Source organism: Chromobacterium sp. Rain0013, from assembly GCF_015291765.1.
GTDB classification, from domain to species: Bacteria; Pseudomonadota; Gammaproteobacteria; order Burkholderiales; family Chromobacteriaceae; genus Chromobacterium; species Chromobacterium haemolyticum.
On record NZ_CP031514.1, the window covers coordinates 4,434,138 to 4,455,927 of the forward strand.

A 21,790-nucleotide genomic window follows, 5' to 3' on the forward strand; every position below is an offset into this window, starting at 1 on the left:
CGGCAAGCAGACTGCCGTCATATCCTCCATTAAATATGATAGTCGTATATTCACTCAACTCCAGTGTCAGATGGCCGCGTCTACACGCAAAAAAGCCCCGGCCAAGGCCGGGGCTGCTTTACGCTTGCCTGCGCGAATCAGGCGTAGCTGTCGGTGGACGGGCAACTGCACACCAGATTGCGGTCCCCGTAAACATCGTCGATGCGGTTGACGCTGGGCCAGAACTTGTTTTCCAGTACATAGGGCAGCGGGAACAAGCCGGTTTCACGGCTGTACGGACGCTGCCACTCGCCTGCGATGTCCGCCTTGCTGTGCGGCGCGTTGCACAGCGGATTGTCGTCCGCGGGCCACACGCCGTTCTGCACTTTGTCGATTTCCTGGCGGATCGCCGCCATCGCCGCGATGAAACGATCCAGTTCCGCCTTGGGCTCGGACTCGGTCGGCTCAATCATCAGCGTGCCCGGCACCGGGAAGCTCATGGTCGGCGCGTGGAAGCCGTAATCCATCAGCCGCTTGGCTACGTCCACCTCGGTCACGCCGCTGGCGGCCTTGAGCGGGCGCAGGTCGATGATGCACTCATGAGCCACCCGGCCGTTGGCGCCGGTGTACAGCACCGGAAAGTGCTCGGCCAATCGCGTCGCCACGTAGTTGGCGGACAACAAGGCGTTCTCGGTGGCCTGCTTCATGCCCTCCGCGCCCATCATCGCGATGTACATATAGGAGATGGGCAAGATGGAGGCCGAGCCGAAGGGCGCAGCCGACACCGCGGTCTGGCCCGGCTGGGCGGTGGGCACCGACGCCACCACGTGGTTGGCGATGAACGGGGCCAAATGCGCCTTCAAACCAATCGGGCCCATGCCCGGGCCGCCGCCGCCGTGCGGGATGCAGAAGGTCTTGTGCAGGTTCATGTGCGACACGTCGGCGCCGATGTCGGCCGGACGGCACAAGCCCACCTGGGCGTTGAGGTTGGCGCCGTCCATATACACTTGGCCGCCGTGCTGATGGATGATCGCGCAGATTTCGCGAATGGGCTGCTCAAATACGCCGTGGGTGGACGGGTAGGTAATCATCAAGGCCGCCAGCTGCGCAGAATGCAGCTCGGCTTTCGCCTTCAGATCGGCAACGTCGACGTTGCCCGCCTCGTCGCAGTCCACCACCACCACCTGCATATTCATCATCTGCGCCGTGGCCGGGTTGGTGCCGTGAGCGGAACGCGGAATCAGACAGATATTGCGCTGGCCGTCGCCGCGCGACTCGTGGTAGCGGCTGATTGCCAACAGGCCGGCGTACTCGCCCTGGGCGCCGGAGTTGGGCTGCATCGAGATGATGTCGAAGCCGGTGATCGCGCGCAGCTGCGTTTCCAGACCGGCGATCATTTCCAGATAACCCACTGTCTGTTCGCGCGGCGCGAACGGATGCATATTGGCGAACTCCGGCCAGGTGATCGGAATCATTTCGCTGGTGGCGTTCAGCTTCATCGTGCAGCTGCCCAGCGAGATCATCGAATGATTCATCGCCAGGTCGCGGCTTTCCAGTTTCTTCATATAGCGCAGCATCTCGTGCTCGCTATGATGGGTGTTGAACACCGGGTGGCTCATGAAAGCGGATTCGCGCTTCAACCCGGCCGGAATCGCATCGGCAGCCGCGGCGTCCAAGGCGGCGATATCGGCGCTCTTGCCTGTGAAGATTTCAATCAGACGCGCCAGATCGGCTTCAGTGGCCGCCTCGTGGAAAGCCACGCCCAACACATTGCCGCCTGCGCGGCGCAGATTGTAGCCGGCGGCCAAAGCCGCCTGATACACCGCGTCGGCCTTGGGCGCGTCAACTTGCACCGTGTCGAAGAAACGATCGAACACCAGCTTGCCGCCAGCGGCCTTGACCGCGTGCGCGAAAATGGCGGCCAGACGGTGGATGCGAGCCGCGATGCGCTTGACGCCCTCCGGGCCGTGATACACCGCGTACATGCCGGCGATATTGGCCAGAAGCACCTGGCTGGTGCAGATATTGGAGTTGGCTTTTTCGCGGCGGATGTGCTGCTCGCGGGTCTGCAGCGCCATGCGCAGCGCGGTCTTGCCTTTGGCGTCCACCGACACGCCGATGATGCGGCCAGGCGCCGAGCGCTTCATTTCGTCCTTGAACGCGAAATAGGCGGCGTGCGGTCCGCCGAAGCCCATTGGCACGCCAAAGCGCTGAGTGTTGCCGATGGCGACGTCCGCGCCCATCTCGCCCGGGGATTTCAACGCCACCAAGGCCATGATGTCGGCGGCCACCACCGCCACCGCGCCCTTGGCCTTGACCGCGGCGATGTGCGGGGTCAGGTCGATCAAGTCGCCGGCCTCGCCCGGATACTGGAACAAGGCGCCGAAGTATTCGCCCTTGCCCGCCTCTTCCGGGTGGCCCAGCACCAGTTCAAAGCCGAAATACTTGGCGCGGGTCCGCATCACGTCCAGGGTTTGCGGCAGCACGCGACTGTCCACGAAGAACTGGCCGGACTTGGCCTTGGACACCCGGCGCGCCATCGCCATCGCCTCGGCGGCGGCGGTGGCCTCGTCCAGCAAGGACGCGTTAGCCAGTTCCAGGCCGGTCAGGTCGATCACCATTTGCTGGAAATTCAGCAAGGCTTCGAGACGGCCTTGGGCGATCTCCGCTTGGTATGGGGTGTAAGCGGTATACCAGCCCGGGTTTTCCAGCAGGTTGCGCAAGATCACCGTTGGGGTCAGCACCGGGTAATAACCCTGGCCGATGAAGGATTTGTTGACCACGTTCTTGGCGGCGACAGCCTTCAGCGCGGCCAGCGCCTCGGCTTCCGGCATGGGATCCGGCAGCTCCAGCTTGCGGTTCAGGCGGATGTCGGCCGGCAGCGTCTGCGCCACCAGTTCGTCAATGGAGGCCACGCCGATGGCGGCCAGCATTTGCTCGCGCTCTGCGTCGGACGGGCCGATGTGGCGGGAGATGAATTCTTTGCGGTTGAAAAGTTCGGAGAGAGACATGAGTACGAGACCTTCTGTGCTTGCCGTCCGCGCCGCGGCTTTCGCGGCCAATCGGGTGTTGCTGGATATCCGGGCGAAAAAAACGCCTCGCGGCCAATCAGGACTGCGAGGCGGTTTTCACCATCAGGCGCCAATTTCCTTGGCGTAGGCGGCGGCGTCCATCAGGGCGTCCAGGTCCGCCGGATTCGCCGGCTTGATCTTGAAGAACCAGCCCGCCCCGTAGGGTTCGCTATTGGCCAGTTCCGGTTCGGCTTCCAGTTCCTCGTTGATGGCCAGCACTTCGCCGGCAACCGGACAGTAAATGTCGGAAGCGGCCTTCACCGATTCCACCACGCCGGCCTGCTCTTCCTTGGCCAGCTTGGCGCCCACTTTCGGCAGCTCGACGAAAACGATGTCGCCCAGCAATTCTTGAGCATGCTCGGTAATGCCCACGGTCACGGAACCGTCAGCTTCCAGACACAGCCATTCGTGGCTTTCAACGTATTTGAGTTCGGCGGGGATGTTGCTCATGAGTGTCTCCAGTCAAATCCAGGTCTTAACGATTATTCCCGGCCGCGTCGCGCGGCCTGCCTGAGCAATCGGCTCAGGCGAAAACTTTCTTGCCGTTGCGCACGAAAGGCATCTTGACCACGCGCACTTCGGTCAAGGTGCCGCGCAGGTCCACCAGCGCCTTGTCGCCTGTGCCTGCCGGCACGCGCGCGATCGCGATGGAATGCTTGAGCGTGGGCGAGAAGGTGCCGCTGGTGATCACCCCTTCGCCCACCCCTTCCACCACTACTTTCAGACCTTCGCGCAGCACGCCGCGCCCTTCCAGCACCAGGCCCACTTGCTTGGTCTTCACGCCGGCGGCTTTCTGCGCCTCTAGCGCCTTGCGGCCGATGAAGTCGCGCTCTGCCGGTTCCCAGGCGATGGTCCAACCCATGCCGGCTTCCAGCGGGGAAACGGTTTCGTCCATATCGTGGCCGTACAGATTCATGCCGGCCTCCAGCCGCAGGGTGTCGCGCGCGCCCAGACCGATGGGCGCCACGCCGGCGGCCTGCAATTGTTGGAAGAAAGCGGCGGCTTCAACGCCGGGCAGCATCACTTCCAGGCCGTCTTCGCCGGTATAGCCGGTGCGGGCATAGAACCAGTCTCCTGCCGGCTGGCCTTGAAACGGCTTCAAGTTCTGGATGACGGCGGCGAGCTCGGGCTTGACCGAACAGACCTTGGCGATGGCTTGCGGGCCTTGCACCGCCAAGATGGACAGATCGCGTCTTACTTTGATGTCGACGTTGAAGTCCGCCTTGTGCCCTTCCATCCAGGCCAGATCTTTGTCGGTGGTGCCCGCGTTGACCACCATGCGATAGCCGTAGGAGGTCAGGTAGACGATCAGATCGTCCACCACGGTGCCGTCGGGCGTGAGCATGCCGGAATACAGCGCTTTGCCTTCGAAGCCCAGCTTGGCCACGTCGTTGGCAATCAGCCGCTGGAGCCAGGCCTTGGCGTCCGGCCCGCTGATGTCCAGCACCGTCATATGGGAAACGTCGAACATGCCGGCGTCGCTGCGCACGATTTCATGTTCTTTTAGTTGGGAACCGTAATGGATGGGCATTTCCCAGCCGGCGAAATCGACCATCTTGGCGCCGGCGGCGATGTGGGATTCAAACAGGGGGGTGCGTTTCGGGGCCGTCATTGGTGCGTCCTTAGCAAAAGCGTGTAGTGTTGCTCTATTCCCTACACCCCTCTGTCCCTGCACCTGAGATTTTCCGGCCTTGCGACCGTTAGCCCCTTCGGTGGGCATCCGTGGACGCCGCTCTCCAGATTCGGCGAACTGGCTGCGGCCAGTCCGATAATGCAGTCCTTTTGCCTGAGCGATTGCGGGTGCGCTTGCGCCTTCGGCGGTGGCGCGGACGGCCACTCTCTCCTGCATGACGTGCCAGATTATGGTTGCTGGACCGGGCCTTGGCAAGCCGTGTTTATCTTCAACTTAAACAATGACTTAAAATATTCGAAACCGCAAATCATTGAACGGATATTGCTTCGTTTAAGATCGATTACGAACACATTTCACTTCGTTATCGATCACGCAATCGACAAATTCCCCCTACAAGCAAAGCTGATCGTAAGATGACATCCATCTTTACCCAGCACGAGCTCTATCCGATATGGAAAGGAAACCGCCATGCGAAAACTAATCAACGATCCGCGCCATGTGGCGCGGGAAATGCTGGAAGGCCTGGCCGACACCCTGCCCGGCCTGGCCCTGCTCGAAGAGGAAAACGTCTTGCTGCGCGCGGATCTTCCGGCTGGCGGTCAGCTCGACAAAGTGGCGCTGATCTCCGGCGGCGGCAGCGGCCACGAGCCCGCCCACGCCGGCTACATCGGCCACGGCATGCTGGACGCCGCCGCAGTGGGCGACGTATTCACCTCGCCCAGCGTAGACACCGTGCTGGCGGCGATCCGCGCCGTCGCCGGCCCTAAAGGCGTACTGCTCATCATCAAAAACTACACCGGCGACCGGCTGAACTTTGGCCTGGCGGCGGAGCTGGCCCGTGCCGAGGGCATTGCCGTCGACAGCGTGGTGGTGGCCGACGATGTAGCGCTTCGGGACACCGTGGAGCCGGCGCGCCGTCGCGGCATCGCCGGCACCGTGCTGGTGCACAAGATTGCCGGTGCGGTTGCCGCCAGCGGCGCCAGCCTGGCCGAGGTCGCGGCCGCGGCGCGGCAGGCGGCGGAACAGGTAGCCACCATGGGCGTGGCGCTGGGCGCCTGCACCGTGCCGGCAACCGGCCGCCCCGGCTTTCAACTGGACGACGACGAAGTAGAGTTGGGGCTGGGCATTCACGGCGAAGCCGGGGTACGCCGCGTGCCGCGCCAATCCGCCGACGCCTTGTGCGCGACGCTGCTCGACGCCATTGTCAGGGACCGCGGTTGGCAGGCCGGCCAACGGGTGGCAATGCTGGTCAACGGCCTGGGCGGCACTCCGCCGATGGAACTCGCCATCGTGGCGCGCAGCGCGCTGGCCTCGGCGCGACGGCTCGGCTTGCATGTGGAACGGCTATGGAGCGGTAATTTCATGACCGCGCTGGAAATGCCGGGCTGCTCGCTGTCGCTGCTGGCGCTGGATGAGCAGCGCCTCGGCTGGCTGGATCAAGCCACCCAGGCCCCGGCCTGGCCCGGCTCCGGCCTTCTGCCGGCGCGACGCCAGCTGCGGCCGGCGCCGCCGCGCGCAGCAGCAGAGGCCCTCTCCACCGCCAAAGCCGACCCCCAGCTGCGCGCCGCGGCTTGGGCCGCGGCCAAGGCGCTGGACGCCGCCGAACCGCTGTTGACCGAACTGGACGGAGCGGCAGGCGACGGCGATCTGGGCGTCAGCATGCAGCGCGGCGCGGCGGCGATCCGCGCCTTGCCGGACAGCGCCTGGAGCGATCCGGCCACGGCGCTGCGCACCGTCAGCCAGACCTTGCGCCAAGCCATCGCCGGTAGCTCCGGCCCGTTCTACTCGACAGCCCTGCTGCGCGCGGCGCGGCGGCTGGACTCATCGAACGCGCCCAGCCCGCTCGACTGGGCCGCGGCATTCAAGGACGGCGTCGCCGCCATCGCGGAACTGGGCGGCGCGCAGGTGGGCGACCGCACCATGCTGGATACCTTAACGCCAGCCGCCAACGCTTTCGAAGCCGCTCTGAACGACGGCCAAAGTCCAAACGCGGCCTGGCGTTCCGCGCTGGAGGCGGCGGAACGCGGCTGCGCGGCCACCGCCGCCATGCGGCCGCGCTTGGGACGGGCCAGCTATCTGGGCGAACGAGCGCTAGGCGTGCCCGACGCGGGAGCCAGCGCCGCGCTGGTCTGGTTGAAGGCGCTGGCCGGCTAGCGCTTGACGATGCGGCCGCCGCAAGCACGCGGCGGCCGCGTCAAATCAGGACGGCTCCAGCTCCATGGACGGGTAAACCCAGTCCACGCCCAAAGCCTGCCCCCACAGGCAGTCGCCCAAGTCGTAATGCCACCATTCCTCGGCATAGTTGCTGAAACCGGACTGTTTCATCAGGTTGAACAAGACGCGGCGATTGTGACGCACCGCCAACCATCGCTCGGACGAAAAGCCCTGCGCGGGATCGTGCGGCGCTTCGAAGTAGTCGGTGCGCGACGCCGGCTCGGCCGCGTCGAAAGCGGTGCCGAAATCGCAGATCTCCCCGGTATCCCGCCGGCAGATCGCCAGATCAATCGCGCCGCCCGAATTGTGCGGCAACACCGCGAAACGAGCGGTATCGTCGGGATGGGCGGCAAACAAGCGAGCCTGCCGCTCCACCGCCGCCGCGTCCCAATCCGGATGCGCGGCGCGCACCTCGTCCAACACCATTTGAAATAGATCGGCCTGAGTCTCGCGGCTGCGGTAAGCGTCGAACAACAACAGGCCGTAATCCGGGGCCAGCCGCGCCGCCGCCTCGCGCAAGCGGCGCGCAACAAAGGCCCGTGCCGACATTCGCTCGGCGCAGCCTTTGCGGCCGGCGAGGTAATAGCTGTTTTCCGGAAACAAACCGTCCGCGCGCTCCAGCGCGCAAGGCTCGTTTTCCTCCCTCATCCGCGCCAGCGTTAACGCGTCCGGCACCGGGTAAGCGAAATCGATGGCGACAAGCAGGCTATCGACGGCGGCTATCCTCATGGCAACTCCCAGTCTGAAACCAAAGCGCCCTAGTAAGCCACCAGCCAGCGGCATAGGCAAGGCCATTTCGCCATGACGATAGCCTTGATCACAAAGAAAACGCGGCCGAGGCCGCGTGTCGGATCCAGCGCCGCCTCACTCACGAAGGGTCGGCGTAACGCTCCTTCACTTGCCAGACATAAACCGGCAGGCCCAGCAGCAGCAGGATCATGCCCCACATCACGATGTCGGCTCCGGAGCCGTATAAAGCCCACACCGAATAGGCGAAGCCCACGCCGGCGAAGCACAGCGGCGCCAGGTAGTCCTTGCGCTGGAACTGCTGGGGGCGCATCAGCATGATGGCCAGCAACGCCATCGAGCAAAACGCGTAAGGCAGCAAGGTGGTGGCGGTGGCAAGCAGAATAATGAACTCGAAAATTTTGACGCCGCCGTCGCCCCCGGCGTATTTCATCGCCATCAGCACCGTCACCAAGCCGCTGGACAACACCAGGCCGAAAATAGGCACGCCTTGCGGGTTCATCTGAGCAAAGCGGCGGGGAAACAGGCCGTCGTGCGCGGCGGCGGCCGGCACATGCGCCTGCATCAAGCTCCAGCCGTTAAGCGCGCCGAAGCAGGAGACAATGGCGCCGAAACCCACCAGATAGTAGCCCCAATCGCCCCACATCAGCCTGGCAGCGTCGGCGAACGGCGCCTGCGAGGCCGCCAGCATCGCCGGCGGCATCAAGCCCATCAAGGCCACCGTGGACAAGATGTAGAGCACCGTGGCGATCAAGGTGCCCAGCACCGTGGCGCGCGGAATGGTTTTTTCCGGCGCGATCACGTCGCCCGCCGGCACCGACGCCGACTCCAGCCCCAGAAAAGCCCACAGGGTCAGCGCCATGGTGGCGGACACCGAACTGAGCAGGGGTTTGTCGTGAGGGTTGAACACGATGTTGTCCGGCTGCAAATGGAAAAACCCGAAGAAAGTGACAGCGGCCAACGGCAACAGCTTGAGCAAGGTGGTCGTCACCGCCACTAGGCCGGAACTGCGCGCGCCGCGGCTGTTGATCCAGGTGACAATCCAGATCAGGCTGATGGCGAATACGCCGGCCAGCAGATTATCGTGCCCCAACACCGGAAAGAAGACCTGCATATAACTGGTGGCGGCCACCGCCAGCGCCGCGTTGCCGGCCCACAGCGCAATCCAGTAACCCCAGGCGATCCAGAAGCCGGCAAAACCGCCGAAGGCTTCATGAATATACGCGTAGGGCCCGCCTTCCTTGGGCAGAATGGCCGCCAGCCGCGCAAACACCAAGGCCAGGCAGATCGCGCCGGCGGCGGTGAGCAGCCAGCCTATCATCGACACACCGCCGAACGGCGCCAGCGACGCCGGCAACAGGAACACGCCGGAACCGATCATATTGCCCACCACCAGGGCGGTGCACATCCATACCCCCAGCGCCCGGGTCTTGGTCTTGCTGTCTAAATTGGTATTGCTCAAGGCTTGGTCTCCATCGGGCCTGCCGATTGACGGGCGCGCCGCGCGCGCGTGTTTCTACGATCATGCGATGGCGCCGGCGGAGCGGGTTCTGCCCGTTCCGTTCGCATTCAGACTGATACGGCTGAAAAAGCGCCCATGATAGAGGGCCGCGCCCGCAAGCTGGGCATGCTTTCTTTAAGCCGCTTGACCGGAGTCAACTGAAGCGGGACTTTGCGCCAGTGCGCGCGCATGAAAAAAAGGCGGCATTAGAACACAAATTCGACATAAAAACATGTCGCATTTTCCGTATGTCAACGAGAAGGCGATGGCAGTCCGCTTGTCGCGGCCAATGATGCGCAACAAGCGCGTGCGCAGATGCCAATATAGGTCAGCAGACAGGGAAAAAAACACGTCAAATGCATAGTTTTGGCATAAAAGGGCGCAATTCAGGCGACCACCACCGGCCCTGCCGGTACCCGCGCCAGCGACCAGTGAGTGCGCGCCCACTGCCACAACTCGGCTAAACCGCCGCACTCCTCCGGCGGCGCATGCCCCAGACGGCTCAAGGCCAAACGCAGTGAAGCGGCGGCGTCCTCCGCCGCCACCGCCGGCGCCAGCGTCTGCTTGGACAGTTTCTCTCCCGCGGCGTTAACCAGCACCGGCAAATGGCAATAAGTCGGCGTATTCGCGCCCAGCGCGCGCTGTACCGCCACCTGGCGCGGCGTGGACACCAGCAGGTCGGCGCCGCGCACCACATCGCTCACCCCTTGCTCCGCATCGTCCACTACCACGGCCAATTGATAAGCCCAGTAGCCGTCCGCGCGCAGCAAGACAAAATCGCCGATATCGGCCGCCAGGTTCTGCCGGTACGCTCCTTGCAGGCGGTCATCCACCACGGTCTCGCCGGGTTCCGCCCGCAGGCGCCAGGCTCGCCCCCCCTCCTCCGGACGCCTCAGCCGGCAATGGCCGGGATAAACGTAACCGTCCAGCCCGCGCCTCGCTGTCTCCGCGATCTTCTTGCGCGTGCAATTGCACGGATAAGCGTGGCCGGAGGCGACCAATTGCTCCAACGCCTGCCGATACAAGTCGTGGCGACGGCTTTGGTACACCACTTCGCCATCCCACTCGAAGCCATAGGCCTCCAAGGTGCGCAGAATGGCGTCCGCGGCGCCGGCCACCTCGCGCGGCGGGTCCAGGTCCTCCATCCGCAGCAGCCACTCGCCTCCGCGCGCGCGCGCCTCCAGATAACTGCCGACGGCGGTGCACAGGGAGCCGGCGTGCAACAAACCGGTGGGACTGGGGGCAAAACGCCCGCGATAGGGAGAAGCGTTCATGACGGATAGGAAATTTACAGCGGCAATGCGTTGTGAAGGGAATTTCTGGCTAATAATGTTGACTGATACGCTCAAATCATCGCCCAGAGGCCGCGCCAAACGGCGCAGCCGGCTTTCGACGACCAAGGAGCCAATATGGCCTACGTTGTAACCGATGCCTGCATCAAATGCAAATACACCGATTGCGTCGATGTCTGCCCGGTGGACTGCTTTCACGAAGGCCCCAACTTCCTGGCGATTGACCCGGAGGAATGCATAGACTGCACGCTATGCGTGGCGGAATGCCCAGTGAACGCGATCTACGCGGAGGACGACGTGCCGCCCGGACAAGAAGGCTTCGTCGCGCTCAACGCCGAGCTTTCCAAGCTCTGGCCCACTATCACCGAAAAGAAGGATCCGCTGCCGGACCACGAGGACTGGGCGGCGGTAGAAGGCAAGCTGCAACACCTGGAGCGCTGAGAACCGGTTCAAAGTCTCGCGAGCAAGAGCGAGGCAAGGCGAAAACCGCTGAGAAAGCGGAATGTACACGTGGTACATGAGCATTTCTAAGCGGTTTTTAACGCCGTATCGCCGATGCGCAGCAGACATTGAACAGGTTCTGAGAACCGGTTCAAATGAACAGTTCTATATCCCCGGACTTGCCGGCCACCTCCGGCTGCATCACCTGCTGACGATAGCGGTTCTCCTCGGTGATCACGGTGCGGCTGCGCTTGAGCTTCTTGACCAGCACCTTGCCGCTGTCGGTGAAGAAGTACACTTTGCGCGCGCAGTCGCCCAGCAGGTCTTCGGCCAGGATGGGAATCCTTTCCGCATCCAGATAAGCGTGGATGAAGCGGCGGTTGCGCTCGCCCACGTTCATCACCGACATGCCGTCCAGCACGTTGCCCCCGCCAAACACCTTGGCCTCCATGCGGTGTCGCATCGCCCCCAGCTTCTGCATCTCGGTGATCATCAGCTCCATCGCGTGAACGCCGAAGCGCGCGGCGGATGCGCCCTCACCCACCTCGATGCTGCCTTCCGGCAGCAGGAAATGGTTCATGCCCGCGACATTGGCCGCACGGTCCAACATGCACACCGCCACGCACGACCCCAGCAGCGTTACCAACAGCTGCGGCTGGCTGGTGACGTAGAAGCCGCCGGGAAACACTTTCACCGCCTGGCTTTGAAAATGCTTGTCGAAATAGGAATGGCTGCTGAAATGCACCGCGCCGCTGTTCATAACATCGCCTTTTCCGCCCTGCCGTACAGGCAGGCCAAGATTTTGGGGGCCAGCGCTTCCAGTGGCCACTCTTGTTGCACGCCGCCGGCCTTCATCGCCTCGCGCGGCATGCCGTACACCACGCAACTGGCCTCGTTCTGGCCGAATGTGACGGCGCCGGCGTCGCGCATCTTGCGCAGGCCATCCGCTCCGTCCCGCCCCATTCCTGTCAGGATGACGCCGATGGCACGCTTGCCCAGGCCGCGCGCGGCGGAGTCGAACAGCACATCCACCGACGGCCGGTGCCGGTTCACCCTCTCGCTCTGGTCCAACTCAATGCGGAAGCCGCCTGCGGCGGCCTGCACCCGCATATGCCAATTGCCTGGCGCGATATAGGCGACGCCCGTCTTGATCGGCTCGCCGGCTTCCGCTTCCTTCACCCTCATCGGGCAGTAACTGTTCAGCCGCGCGGCGAAACTGCCGGTAAAATACTCGGGCATGTGCTGAGCAATCAGGATGGGCGGCCCGTCGGCCGGCAAGCCGCTCAATAGGGTTCGGATCGCCTCGGTGCCGCCGGTGGAAGCGCCCACAAAAATCATCGCTTGCTGGGCGCTGGCGCCCAGAAAAGGCGTCTGCGGCGCCAAGGCCTCGGCCGCGCGATGAAAGCGGTGCGGCGCGCGCACCCTGGCTGCCGCCACCGTCCGGATTTTGTCTCGGATCTCGTGGGCGTAATCGCCCATCCGTCTGGCGATATCGTGCGCCGGCTTGGACATAAAGTCGATCGCGCCCAGCTCCAGCGCCGTCAGCGTCGCCTCCGATCCTTGCTGCGTCAGCGAGGAAATCATCAGCACCGGCGTCGGCCGCAAGCGCATCAAACGCCGAAGAAACTCCAAGCCGTCCATGCGCGGCATTTCGACATCCAGCGTGATGACGTCGGGGTCCAGCTCGCGGATGCGCTCGCGAGCGATGAATGGATCGGAGGCGGTAGCCACCACCTCCATGTCTTGCGCCTCGTTAATGATGGAGGTCAGCAGATTGCGGATCAAAGCGGAGTCGTCTACCACCACCACGCGAATTTTCTTGTCGAACCCCATCCACGCTCCCGAATCGATAAAAGGGCGGACACGCCGGCTAGGCCAGCCGGTAGCTGGTTTTGCCGCAAGGCAGGAAGGCGTCGCTCAGATGCAGGATGTTTTCCGAATGCCCCAGCAATAGCAAACCGTCCGGGGCCAGATGCCGCGCCATATGATTGAGTATGGCCGCCTGTGTCGGCTTATCAAAATAGATCAACACATTGCGGCAAAAAATGACGTCGAACTCCCCCAGCGGAGGCCACTCTTCCGCCACCAGATTCATCTGGAAAAAGGTCACCGCTTCGCGCAGGTGTCTCTTCAAGCGCACCTTGCCGTCGTTGGCACCCACGCCCTTATCGAAAAAACGGCGCAATTGCGGCTCCGGCAACTGGCTGACGCGCTCGCGAAGATAGACGCCGTACATCGCCTGCTCCAATACATGAGTATCAATATCGGACGCCAGCAATTCACAGGGGAATGGCCGTAAAGACTCCGCCAATTCCGCCATGGTCATGGCGATGGAGTAAGGCTCCTCGCCCGTCGAAGACGCCGCGCTCCAGACCCGGTACGGCCGGCCGCGCTTCCGCCAGCGCTCGGCGTGCGCGCGCAGCATGCTGAAATGATGCGGCTCCCGAAAAAACGAAGTCAGATTCGTGGTCAGCGCATTGACAAAGTTCTGCCACTCCCCCGATAAAGCGTCCTGGTCCAGCCGGTCCAAGTACTCGGCGAAGCTTTTCAGCCCCAAGGCCCGCACTCGCTTGGCCAGCCGCGCGTAGGCCATATGGGTCTTGCTGTCGTTAAGAGCGATGCCCACCCGCCGGTAAACCATGCCGCGGATGCGGCGAAAATCGTCTGGCGTGAACTTGATGTCCAGTTCCAGCCCCATCAACTCGATCCCCTCGGCTCCGCTCTCAGCCTAGCCAGCGTCAAAACTCCTCCCACTCGCCGTCCGTCAGGTCCACTTGCGGGCGCAGTCGTTCAGGCACCACGATCTTGCCGGCGGACTTGGGCGACACGGCCTTGGCTCTGGCAACGTGTGCAACGACATGCTCCGCCGTCTGCGCGACGTGCGGCTGCATGGGCCGCAAACGCTGTCCCGGCTCTCCCAGCTTGAATACCTGCACCGCGTCGTCCAAATAGCGCGCTTGCTCTTCCAGCGACTCCGCAGCCGCGGCGGCCTGCTCCACCAGCGCAGCGTTCTTCTGCGTGTTTTCGTCCATCTGCGTCACCGCCAGATTGACCTGCTCGATGCCCGAGCTCTGCTCAATCGATGCGGCCGAGATATCGCTCATGATATCGGCGACGCGGCGGATGGAAATCACGATCTCATCCATGGTGCTGCCGGCCTCGTCCACCAGCTTGGAACCGGACTCGACTTTAGCCACCGAGCTGCCAATCAAACCCTTGATTTCCTTGGCGGCGGCGGCGGAACGCTGCGCCAGGTTGCGCACCTCGCTGGCCACCACGGCGAAGCCTCTCCCCTGCTCGCCGGCCCGCGCGGCTTCCACCGCGGCGTTGAGCGCCAGGATATTGGTCTGAAAGGCGATGCCGTCGATCACGCTGATGATGTCGACAATCTTGCGCGCACTGTCGTTGATCTCGTTCATGGTGGCCACCACGTCGCCCACCACTTTGCCGCCGCGCGCGGCGATGTCGGAAGCGCCAGTGGCCAGCGTGTTCGCCTTTTTGGCGTTCTCCGCGTTCTGCCGCACTGTGCTGGTGATTTCCTCCATGCTGGAAGCCGTTTCCTCCAGGCTGGCCGCTTGTTGCTCGGTGCGGCTGGACAGGTTGGCGTTGCCGGAGGCGATCTCGCGCGCGGCAGTGTTGATCGCGTCGGTGGACTCCTTGATGTTGGAGACAATTTCCTTCAAGCGCTCCACCGTGGTGTTGGTATCGTTCTGCAACTGGCTGAACAGGCCCTGGTAGTCGCCCTTGATCGCATGAGTGAGATCGCCCTTGGCCAAGGCCGCCAGCACCGTGGCGATATCGCCCAGGCCCTGGCTGGTCACCGCCAGCAGTTGATTGACGCTTTCGCCCAACTGTCGGAAAAAGCCGTCCTTGCCTTCCAGATTGATGCGTCGGTCGAAATTGCCGGCCGCGGCCGCGGAGATGATGCCGGCCACCTCTTTCTCGATCTCAACTTCCCCGGTGCGATCCTTCCACTCCACCACCGTGCCCAACCGCGAGCCGTCGGTGCCGAACACCGGATTGGCCACCAAGCCGAAAATACGCTCGCCAATATTGATCTGCGCGCGATAAGTGGAGCGCAGATTGGCCAACAGGTCGCGCTGATGCGCCGGATTGCTGTGGAACACATCCATATTGGCGCCCAGCAAGGCGCGCGCGTCGAAATTGGGCAAGGCTTTGCGCATATCGGCCTCGGCGCGGCGCATCATCTCCAGCACGCTGTGATTGGTGTAGATGATGTTGCGATCATTGTCGGCGATCATCACATTGGTGGAGGCGTTGTCCAGGGCATTGCGCACTCGGATGTTTTCAACCGCTTTCTCGGCCAGCAAACTCATCGACGCGAACAGACTATGCTTGTCGCCCGACTTGACCTTGATCTCGGAACGTACCTGGCCCTCGGTCAACTCTCGCATCACCTTGACCAGCTCCGCAGGCTCGCCGCCCAACTGGCGCATCAGCGAACGGATAATGAAGACGCCGAAGCCGATGCCGATCGCCAGCGCCAACAAAGTGAAGCCAAACAGCAGCTTGTAAGCCTGTTGGGAATTGTCGCTGGCATCCTGTCCCGCCTTGCGCATCAGCCCCTCCTCAAACGCGATGTAGCGATCGATCGAGGTCATGTATTTAAGCTGGGTATCGCGCAGGGTGACGAACAAGTAATCGCGAGCCTGCGCATCCCGTCCCTGCGCTTGCATGCGTCGGAACACATTCAGTTCAGAGCGGAAACTGGCTTCATCGGAGCGCATCGCCTCGAACAGCGGCCGCCCGGCGTTGCCAACATTCGGCTCCAAGGCCGCCATTCGCTGCGTCAGGTTGACCAGGCTCTCGTCAATCTGCTGGTTGAGCTCCTTGGTAAGCTGGACATCCTTGGTCAACAACAGATTACGCACGTCCCGCGACGCCAGGTCGACATTGGCTGCAATCTTGTGCGCGGCGCTAACCTGCGGGATATGCACGCTGGAGATATTGACCAGATCACCGGCCAGGCCCTGCAGTTGTCTGACCGCCAGCGTCATCGCCACCGCCAGCAACAGAATCAACAGGCCAAAGCCCAACACCAGCCGATGGATCACTTTCATATTATTCATGCTTCGCCCCCTCAAAACAGGCTTGCGGCCGCGTTTATACGCGGCCAGCGGCGTCAGTCAACGCCATTTCCTCGCTGCCCATCAAACGCTCGATATCGATCACGATGATCATGCGCTCGTCCAGCGTGCCCAGTCCTTCGATATAGGCGGTATCCACCGCCGCGCCAAACTCCGGCGCGGCTCGCAGCGCTTCCCGCTCCAGTTGAATCACATCCGACACCCCGTCCACTACCGCGCCGATGACACGCCCGCACACATTCAACACGATCACCACGGTGAACTCGTTGTACACCGGCTCCCCGATGCCGAATTTCAAACGCAAATCCACGATAGGCACGATATGGCCGCGCAAATTGACCACGCCCTTGATGAAGTCCGGCGCGTTGGCGATACGGGTCACCGCGTCGTAGCCGCGGATTTCCTGCACCTTCAGAATATCAATGCCGTACTCTTCCGCTCCCAGCGTGAACACCAGCAGCTCATTGCCCGAACGCCTGTGCGCCAACCCCGGGTCGTTCCGTTCCGCCACCATTTTTTTTCCTTGTTGTTTCATGCATCCAGCGCCATCCGCTGGTTGTGCCGCGCAATCGCGGCGATATCCAGGATCATGGCCACCTGGCCGTCTCCGAGAATAGTGGCGCCGGAAATGCCGTCCACCTTGCGGTAATTCGTTTCAAGGTTTTTCACCACAAACTGCTGCTGGCCGATCAAATCGTCCACTAACAGCGCCAGCCTGCTGTTGCCGGCCTCCACGATCACCAGGATCGCCTCGCTCGGGGTCTGTTTCGCTTCGGGAATGGAAAAAAACCGTCCCAACGGCACAATCGGCAGGTATTCGCCGCGAATGCCCACCACCTGGCCGCGCGCGGCCACCGTTTTGATTTCATTCGGCGCCGGCTGCAGCGACTCCAATACCGCCCCCAAGGGCATCACATAGGTTTCCGCGCCGATGCGCACCGACATGCCGTCCATGATCGCCAGCGTCAACGGCAAATGAATGCTGATGGTGGTGCCGATGTCGGCCATGGAGTCTATCTCCACACGGCCGCCCATGCTCTGGATATTGCGCTTGACCACATCCATGCCCACGCCGCGGCCGGAAACCTCGGTCACCTCCGCCGCCGTGGAGAAGCCGGCCTCGAAAATCAGGTTCCACACCTCAACGTCGCTTAGCGAATCCGGCGCAGCCAAACCGTTCTGTCTCGCCTTGGCCAGTATCCGCTCCCGGTTAAGCCCGGCGCCGTCATCGCTGACTTCGATGACGATATTGCTGCCTTGGTGGAAAGCCCGCAGCGTAAGACGCCCCACCGGATCCTTCCCGCCCGCCTGCCTCGCTTCCGGGGATTCGATGCCATGATCCAGGCTATTGCGCACCAGGTGGGTCAACGGGTCGGACAATTTCTCGATGAAGCCTTTGTCCAGTTCGGTGCTTTCGCCCATCATCGTGAGCTCCACCCTTTTACCCAAGCGACCGGCCAAATCCCTCACCACGCGCGGAAAGCGGTTGAACACAAAAGAGATGGGCGTCATCCGGATCGACATCACCGCCTCCTGCAACTCCCTCGCGTTGCGTTGCAAAGCGCCGATGCCGCCAAGCAGGCGCTCATGCGCCACCGGATCCAGGCCCGCCCCGGATTGCGTCAGCATGGACTGGGTGATCACCAGCTCGCCCACTAGGTTGAGCAACAAATCCACCTTGTCGATATTGACCCGGATAGAACTCTCGCTCGCCGCGCCTCCGCGCGCCGCAGGCTTGGCCGCGTCGAACTCCGGCGCCAGCGCCGGAACTTCGTCCCGCTCCGCCGTCTCGGCAGGCGGGGGCTCGAACAGGCCGAATCCGTCTCCTTCCAGCCATACCGAGGCGTCCGGTTCCGGAGCCGCATCGAGGAACAAGCCGAAACTGCTCTCCTCCTCTACGCCATGATCGACGTTGATGCGGAAATGCTCCTGCGGCACGGCGAACGCCAGCGACTCCGCCACCTCCGCCGCGTCCAGCGGCGAGGTGAACACGGCAACCCAGGGCAGCTTGTCAAGCTCCTCGCCGCGCTGCACCACGCTCAAGTCGCCATGCTCGGCCAGCGACTCCAACAAGGCGTCGATGTCGACGCCGTCCACCACGTCGATTTCCAGATACAGCGTCCAGTGCCGCGCCTCCTCCGGCGCCCGGCGCGCCTCGGTTTCCGCCGGAGCGGCCGCCAGCGCCTCCAACTGCGCCTTTAGCTCATCGGCTTGCGCGGTATCGACACCGCCTTTGCCCTTGTGCGCCGCCAGCATCCCGTACAACACATCTTTGGCTCGCAGCACCAAGTCCACTAGATCCGAACTCAAGACGCGCGCGCCGCGCCTCACCTCGTCCAACAACCCTTCCAACACATGAGTCAAATCCGCCATGTCGGCGAAACCGAATGTGGCCGCACCGCCCTTGATCGAATGCGCGGCGCGGAACACCGCATGCAAATCCTCCTGCTGCGGACAGGACTGATCCATGCCCAGCAGCAGGCTCTCCATGCTGGACAAATGCTCATCAGCTTCATCAAAAAACACCTGATGAAACTGCGACATATCGATGGCCAAAAGCTCGCTCCTCGTCGTGCCCAAGATCAGCAGATTCAGCCGATCACGCGCTTGACCACATCCAGCAGCTTCTGCGGGTCAAATGGCTTGACCAGCCAGCCCGTAGCCCCGGCCGCGCGGCCAAGCGCCTTCATTTGGTCGCTGGATTCGGTGGTCAGCATCAGGATAGGCGTCGTCGTATACGCCGGCAGTTTACGCAAGGAGCGGATCAGGGTCAGGCCATCCATGCCCGGCATGTTTTGGTCGGTCAGCACCAGATTGAACTGGCCTCCCTGCGCCTTGGCCAGGCCAGCGTTGCCGTCCCCCGCCTCCACCACCTCGTAACCAGCGCTTTTCAAGGTGAACGACACCATCTGTCGAATCGAAGCGGAATCGTCAACCGTCAGTATTTTTTTGTGCATAACATCCCCGTTTCAGGAAACCTCCCAGCGCTCGCTCGCCTGACGCGGCTCTTCGCCCATCGTCAGTCCGACACCGTCCGCGCCGGGTCCATTTTCCATTCTTTACCTTGCTCACTCGCCGTCTCGTTCCGCACCCGCGAGACAACCGATTCGCCCAAGCGCTGAAATTCGCGCAGATATGAATGAGTGATCAACTAAAAAGCCCGCCGATTCAAGCCTGAATCCGCACGGCGTCAACGCATGCGGCCGAGAAACGTCGTTAAACCAGCCCCGGAGACGCCGACGACGGCACCGCGAAAGCCAGTGACGACATGTCGTCATTGTATGGGCTGCTGAAGCCTAGCGGAATTGACGGCAAGGGGCCATAGCCGTACGCATCGGCCGGGGAAACGCTGGACAAGCGCAGCAGACGCGACAGCAGGTATGGCAGATCCGACTCCTCCATGCCATCGCTGTGCGCCAGGAAGTGCTGACCCTCCGCCCAGGGCAGCGCCAGAGGCGGCTGCAACTCGATGTCGGCGCGCAAGCCCAGCGGGCTGCACATGGAGGGAAAACGACGCTCAAGCCTGGTGGATAGAAACAGCAAGATATCCGGCATGCCGGCATTGACCAGCCGCACCTCGCGAGCGCCCCAGTCAATCTCCAGCAACGCGCTGCCAACGTAGCGCCCGTCGGCCACATGACGATGCATGAAGGCATTGAGTTCGCGCAACGCCGACAAGGACAAAGGCTGCCCCAACAGCACCCGCGACACCCCCAGCGCCAGCAGCGCGGCGTCCAGGGCCGATCCTTGCCCGTGACCGGACGCGTCCCCAAGGATCAGCAAGGTTCGTTCCGGCAAATCCGCGCGCAGCACAACGTCTCCGCCCACCGCCTCTACCGGCTTGACGGACACCTCCAAGGGAAACGAGCGGACCGTCGCCTGTTTCGACGGACGATACAGAGACATGGCTCCGTTGATGATGTCGAAAGCCGCCGCTCCGAATAAACACGGGCACAGCGCATGTTGCTGCCAATGCCAGGCCAACAGCCGGTTGCGCAGCAAGTCCGCGTCGAAGTCCCCGCGCAGAAAGTGAATATTGGGCGTGGCCAGCCAGGGCGCAGAACGCCCTGACGAAAACACCCACAAGGGCTTGTCGCCCTCCCACTGCTCGAACAGTTCGGCGGGAGCGTCCGCCAGATTCGTCAGCCAAAGGTCCTGCCTGCCGCCCACTGCAAAGTCGGCGCCACCACAAAACCACCAATCCAGCGCTGACAACCAAGGATCGCCACGAACCCGTGCCTCGGCATCAGCGGACAACCAGGCCCGGATGCGCACAGACGCTCCAATGCTTGAACTTACTTAATGGTGAACATCTTGTTGAAGCAGGCGATTTCGAACACCTGCATCACCGCCTCGCGACAATTGATCAAGGTCATGCTCTTTTTCTGCCCAGCCGCGCGCTCCTTCAGCAACAGCAGCATTCCAAGCGCGGAACTATCCAGAAACGGCACCTGATCGAAATCAATCTCAATCTCTTGCACCTCCGGATTGTCCAGCAGCTCCTGGCTGGCCTGACGGAATTCCCGGTGCAGGTTGAAATCAAACTGTCCGATCAGGATCATCTTCCCAACTCTGCCCTCTACTTTGACAATGGGTCTCATCCGGCGTCCTCGGCTTTCTTCTGAATAAACGGCACATCCATCACGGTTGCATCATCGGAAGGCTAAGCTCGAAACAGGCTCCGCCCTCCCCCTTGTTGAAACAACGCACTTGTCCGCCCAGCTCGTCCACCACTTTCTTGACGATGGCCAAGCCCAAGCCTGTACCGCCAGGGCGGGTTGTGAAGAACGGTTCGAACATCTTCTCCAACTCCTCCGGATTGAACCCGGGGCCCGAGTCCTCCACCCGAAACAGTAAAGCGGTCTCACCTTCCTCCACCGATAATCGCACCACATCCCCGCTTGCTGAGAAGTGCCAGGCGTTCTCCAACAGATTCACCAAGGCCCCCTGCAAGGCTTTGCGGTCCACCAAGACCTTTATGGCAGATGACACCACCACATTGCAATCAAAAAGCACGCCTTTTTCATGACATTGTGGTTGCATGACCGCGCGTAAATCCTCCAGCAGCCCCTCCAGATCCAAAGGCTCCAGCGTCGTTACCTGACCGCGGACAAAACTCAGCATGTTCTGGATCAAACTCTCCAGCGCCCGCATCCGCGCCAGGCTCTTGTCGACGAAACGGGCGCGGTCCTCGGCCCGCGGAATATCCTGCTTCAGATTCGCCGTATACAACATCGCCGTGGCCAAGGGCGTGCGCAGCTGATGCGCCAATGCCGCCGCCATGCCTCCCATGGACGCCAACTTCTGCTGACGGGCCAATTCTCCGGTCAATTGATGCAAACGAGATACATCGTGAATAAGCACAATCTGCCCTCCGACAGATGGCAGGTCCTGGCATTGCATCGTCAACACCAAACCCGACTCCCCATGCCGATGGCAATAGGTGTCATCCAGTTCCGAACGCGACAGCACCGCCAGCATGTCCCGCCATAAAGCGCCTACAGAACAACCGTTTAGCATCCGGCTGGCCGCGGGATTCACCGCCGTGACCACGCCTTCGGCCGAGACTTGGACCACGCCCGCGGGCAGCGCCTCCAGCAGCAAGCCCAAGCGCTCGGCCAGCATCGCGTTCTCATCCCGCTGTTTGCGCAGCTGATTATTGGCTTCGTCCAATTGCGCATTGAGAACTGTCACTTGGCTCTCAAGTTGTCTATATGCATCAATAAGTTGGCCGGATACCGCATTGAATTGCTCGAACGCGGCTTCTAGTTGCTGCTGATCTTTGAGGCTTGAAACCATATGCC

The 21,790-nt window shown here is 62.3% G+C and carries 18 protein-coding genes and 2 riboswitches; of the genes, 2 read left to right on the forward strand and 16 right to left on the reverse strand.

The features are described 5' to 3' along the window. Nucleotides 1–137 precede the first annotated feature (137 nt). The 3 genes from gcvP to gcvT form a co-directional block, all read right to left on the reverse strand. Nucleotides 138–2,990 (reverse strand): aminomethyl-transferring glycine dehydrogenase, encoded by a 2,853-nt coding sequence (gene gcvP, locus DXT74_RS20155; protein ID WP_194426862.1) that lies wholly within the window; start codon nucleotides 2,988–2,990, stop codon nucleotides 138–140. A gap of 123 nt (nucleotides 2,991–3,113) precedes the next feature. Further along, a complete protein-coding gene (gene gcvH / locus DXT74_RS20160) occupies nucleotides 3,114–3,500 on the reverse strand; it encodes a glycine cleavage system protein GcvH (RefSeq protein ID WP_194426863.1) in 387 nt (128 codons plus the stop codon). 73 nt (nucleotides 3,501–3,573) lie between these two features. Further along, nucleotides 3,574–4,662: a glycine cleavage system aminomethyltransferase GcvT gene (gcvT, locus tag DXT74_RS20165; RefSeq protein WP_081554257.1), complete on the reverse strand. Its 1,089-nt coding sequence runs from the start codon at nucleotides 4,660–4,662 to the stop codon at nucleotides 3,574–3,576. Nucleotides 4,663–4,703: 41 nt separating this feature from the next. Then, nucleotides 4,704–4,800, reverse strand: a riboswitch (glycine riboswitch). A 14-nt stretch (nucleotides 4,801–4,814) separates the two neighbouring features. Then, nucleotides 4,815–4,906: riboswitch (glycine riboswitch) on the reverse strand. Between the two features lie 245 nt (nucleotides 4,907–5,151). On the opposite strand from gcvT, the gene DXT74_RS20170 reads away from it, so the two are divergent. Beyond that, nucleotides 5,152–6,837, forward strand: a complete 1,686-nt coding sequence (locus DXT74_RS20170; RefSeq protein WP_194426864.1) for a dihydroxyacetone kinase family protein — start codon at nucleotides 5,152–5,154, stop codon at nucleotides 6,835–6,837. A gap of 45 nt (nucleotides 6,838–6,882) precedes the next feature. Here DXT74_RS20170 and DXT74_RS20175 read toward each other — a convergent pair whose 3' ends face one another. From DXT74_RS20175 to gluQRS, 3 genes are all read right to left on the reverse strand, one after another. Further along, nucleotides 6,883–7,626 (reverse strand): M15 family metallopeptidase, encoded by a 744-nt coding sequence (locus DXT74_RS20175; RefSeq protein WP_194426865.1) that lies wholly within the window; start codon nucleotides 7,624–7,626, stop codon nucleotides 6,883–6,885. 139 nt (nucleotides 7,627–7,765) lie between these two features. Continuing rightward, nucleotides 7,766–9,106: an amino acid permease gene (locus DXT74_RS20180; RefSeq protein ID WP_231138233.1), complete on the reverse strand. Its 1,341-nt coding sequence runs from the start codon at nucleotides 9,104–9,106 to the stop codon at nucleotides 7,766–7,768. A 425-nt stretch (nucleotides 9,107–9,531) separates the two neighbouring features. Beyond that, nucleotides 9,532–10,419 carry a tRNA glutamyl-Q(34) synthetase GluQRS gene (gene gluQRS / locus DXT74_RS20185; protein WP_194426866.1) on the reverse strand — a complete coding sequence of 296 codons (888 nt, stop codon included), beginning with the start codon at nucleotides 10,417–10,419 and terminating at the stop codon, nucleotides 9,532–9,534. 135 nt (nucleotides 10,420–10,554) lie between these two features. Here gluQRS and fdxA point away from each other — a divergent pair, with 135 nt between their 5' ends. Then, nucleotides 10,555–10,878 (forward strand): ferredoxin FdxA, encoded by a 324-nt coding sequence (gene fdxA, locus DXT74_RS20190; protein WP_019103290.1) that lies wholly within the window; start codon nucleotides 10,555–10,557, stop codon nucleotides 10,876–10,878. A 151-nt stretch (nucleotides 10,879–11,029) separates the two neighbouring features. Here the strand turns inward: fdxA and cheD are convergent, their stop codons facing one another. From cheD to DXT74_RS20240, 10 genes are all read right to left on the reverse strand, one after another. After that, complete coding sequence (gene cheD / locus DXT74_RS20195) at nucleotides 11,030–11,638, reverse strand: chemoreceptor glutamine deamidase CheD (protein ID WP_019101361.1); 609 nt, start codon at nucleotides 11,636–11,638, stop codon at nucleotides 11,030–11,032. Then, entirely contained in the window at nucleotides 11,635–12,711 is a 1,077-nt protein-coding gene (locus tag DXT74_RS20200; RefSeq protein WP_043635910.1) for a chemotaxis response regulator protein-glutamate methylesterase, read from the reverse strand. Before DXT74_RS20200 ends, cheD begins: the two co-directional genes overlap by 4 nt. Before the next feature lie 37 nt (nucleotides 12,712–12,748). Continuing rightward, nucleotides 12,749–13,576, reverse strand: a complete 828-nt coding sequence (locus DXT74_RS20205) for a CheR family methyltransferase (protein WP_194426867.1) — start codon at nucleotides 13,574–13,576, stop codon at nucleotides 12,749–12,751. 40 nt (nucleotides 13,577–13,616) lie between these two features. Next, nucleotides 13,617–15,968 carry a methyl-accepting chemotaxis protein gene (locus tag DXT74_RS23255; protein WP_196783793.1) on the reverse strand — a complete coding sequence of 784 codons (2,352 nt, stop codon included), beginning with the start codon at nucleotides 15,966–15,968 and terminating at the stop codon, nucleotides 13,617–13,619. A 34-nt stretch (nucleotides 15,969–16,002) separates the two neighbouring features. After that, nucleotides 16,003–16,521, reverse strand: coding sequence for a chemotaxis protein CheW (locus DXT74_RS20215; RefSeq protein ID WP_231138234.1), 519 nt, complete (start codon nucleotides 16,519–16,521; stop codon nucleotides 16,003–16,005). Further along, complete coding sequence (locus DXT74_RS20220; protein WP_194426868.1) at nucleotides 16,518–18,542, reverse strand: chemotaxis protein CheW; 2,025 nt, start codon at nucleotides 18,540–18,542, stop codon at nucleotides 16,518–16,520. The genes DXT74_RS20215 and DXT74_RS20220 overlap by 4 nt, the downstream gene beginning before the upstream one ends. Before the next feature lie 35 nt (nucleotides 18,543–18,577). Continuing rightward, on the reverse strand, nucleotides 18,578–18,943 hold the full coding sequence (locus DXT74_RS20225; RefSeq protein WP_043635932.1) for a response regulator: 366 nt from the start codon (nucleotides 18,941–18,943) through the stop codon (nucleotides 18,578–18,580). Nucleotides 18,944–19,202: 259 nt separating this feature from the next. Next, the gene (locus DXT74_RS20230) at nucleotides 19,203–20,201 is read right to left on the reverse strand and encodes a SpoIIE family protein phosphatase (RefSeq protein WP_194426869.1); all 999 of its coding nucleotides are present in this window, start codon (nucleotides 20,199–20,201) and stop codon (nucleotides 19,203–19,205) included. 80 nt (nucleotides 20,202–20,281) lie between these two features. Further along, complete coding sequence (locus DXT74_RS20235) at nucleotides 20,282–20,587, reverse strand: STAS domain-containing protein (RefSeq protein ID WP_039754785.1); 306 nt, start codon at nucleotides 20,585–20,587, stop codon at nucleotides 20,282–20,284. A 40-nt stretch (nucleotides 20,588–20,627) separates the two neighbouring features. Continuing rightward, a complete protein-coding gene (locus DXT74_RS20240; RefSeq protein WP_194426870.1) occupies nucleotides 20,628–21,785 on the reverse strand; it encodes a PAS domain-containing sensor histidine kinase in 1,158 nt (385 codons plus the stop codon). Nucleotides 21,786–21,790: the final 5 nt, after the last annotated feature.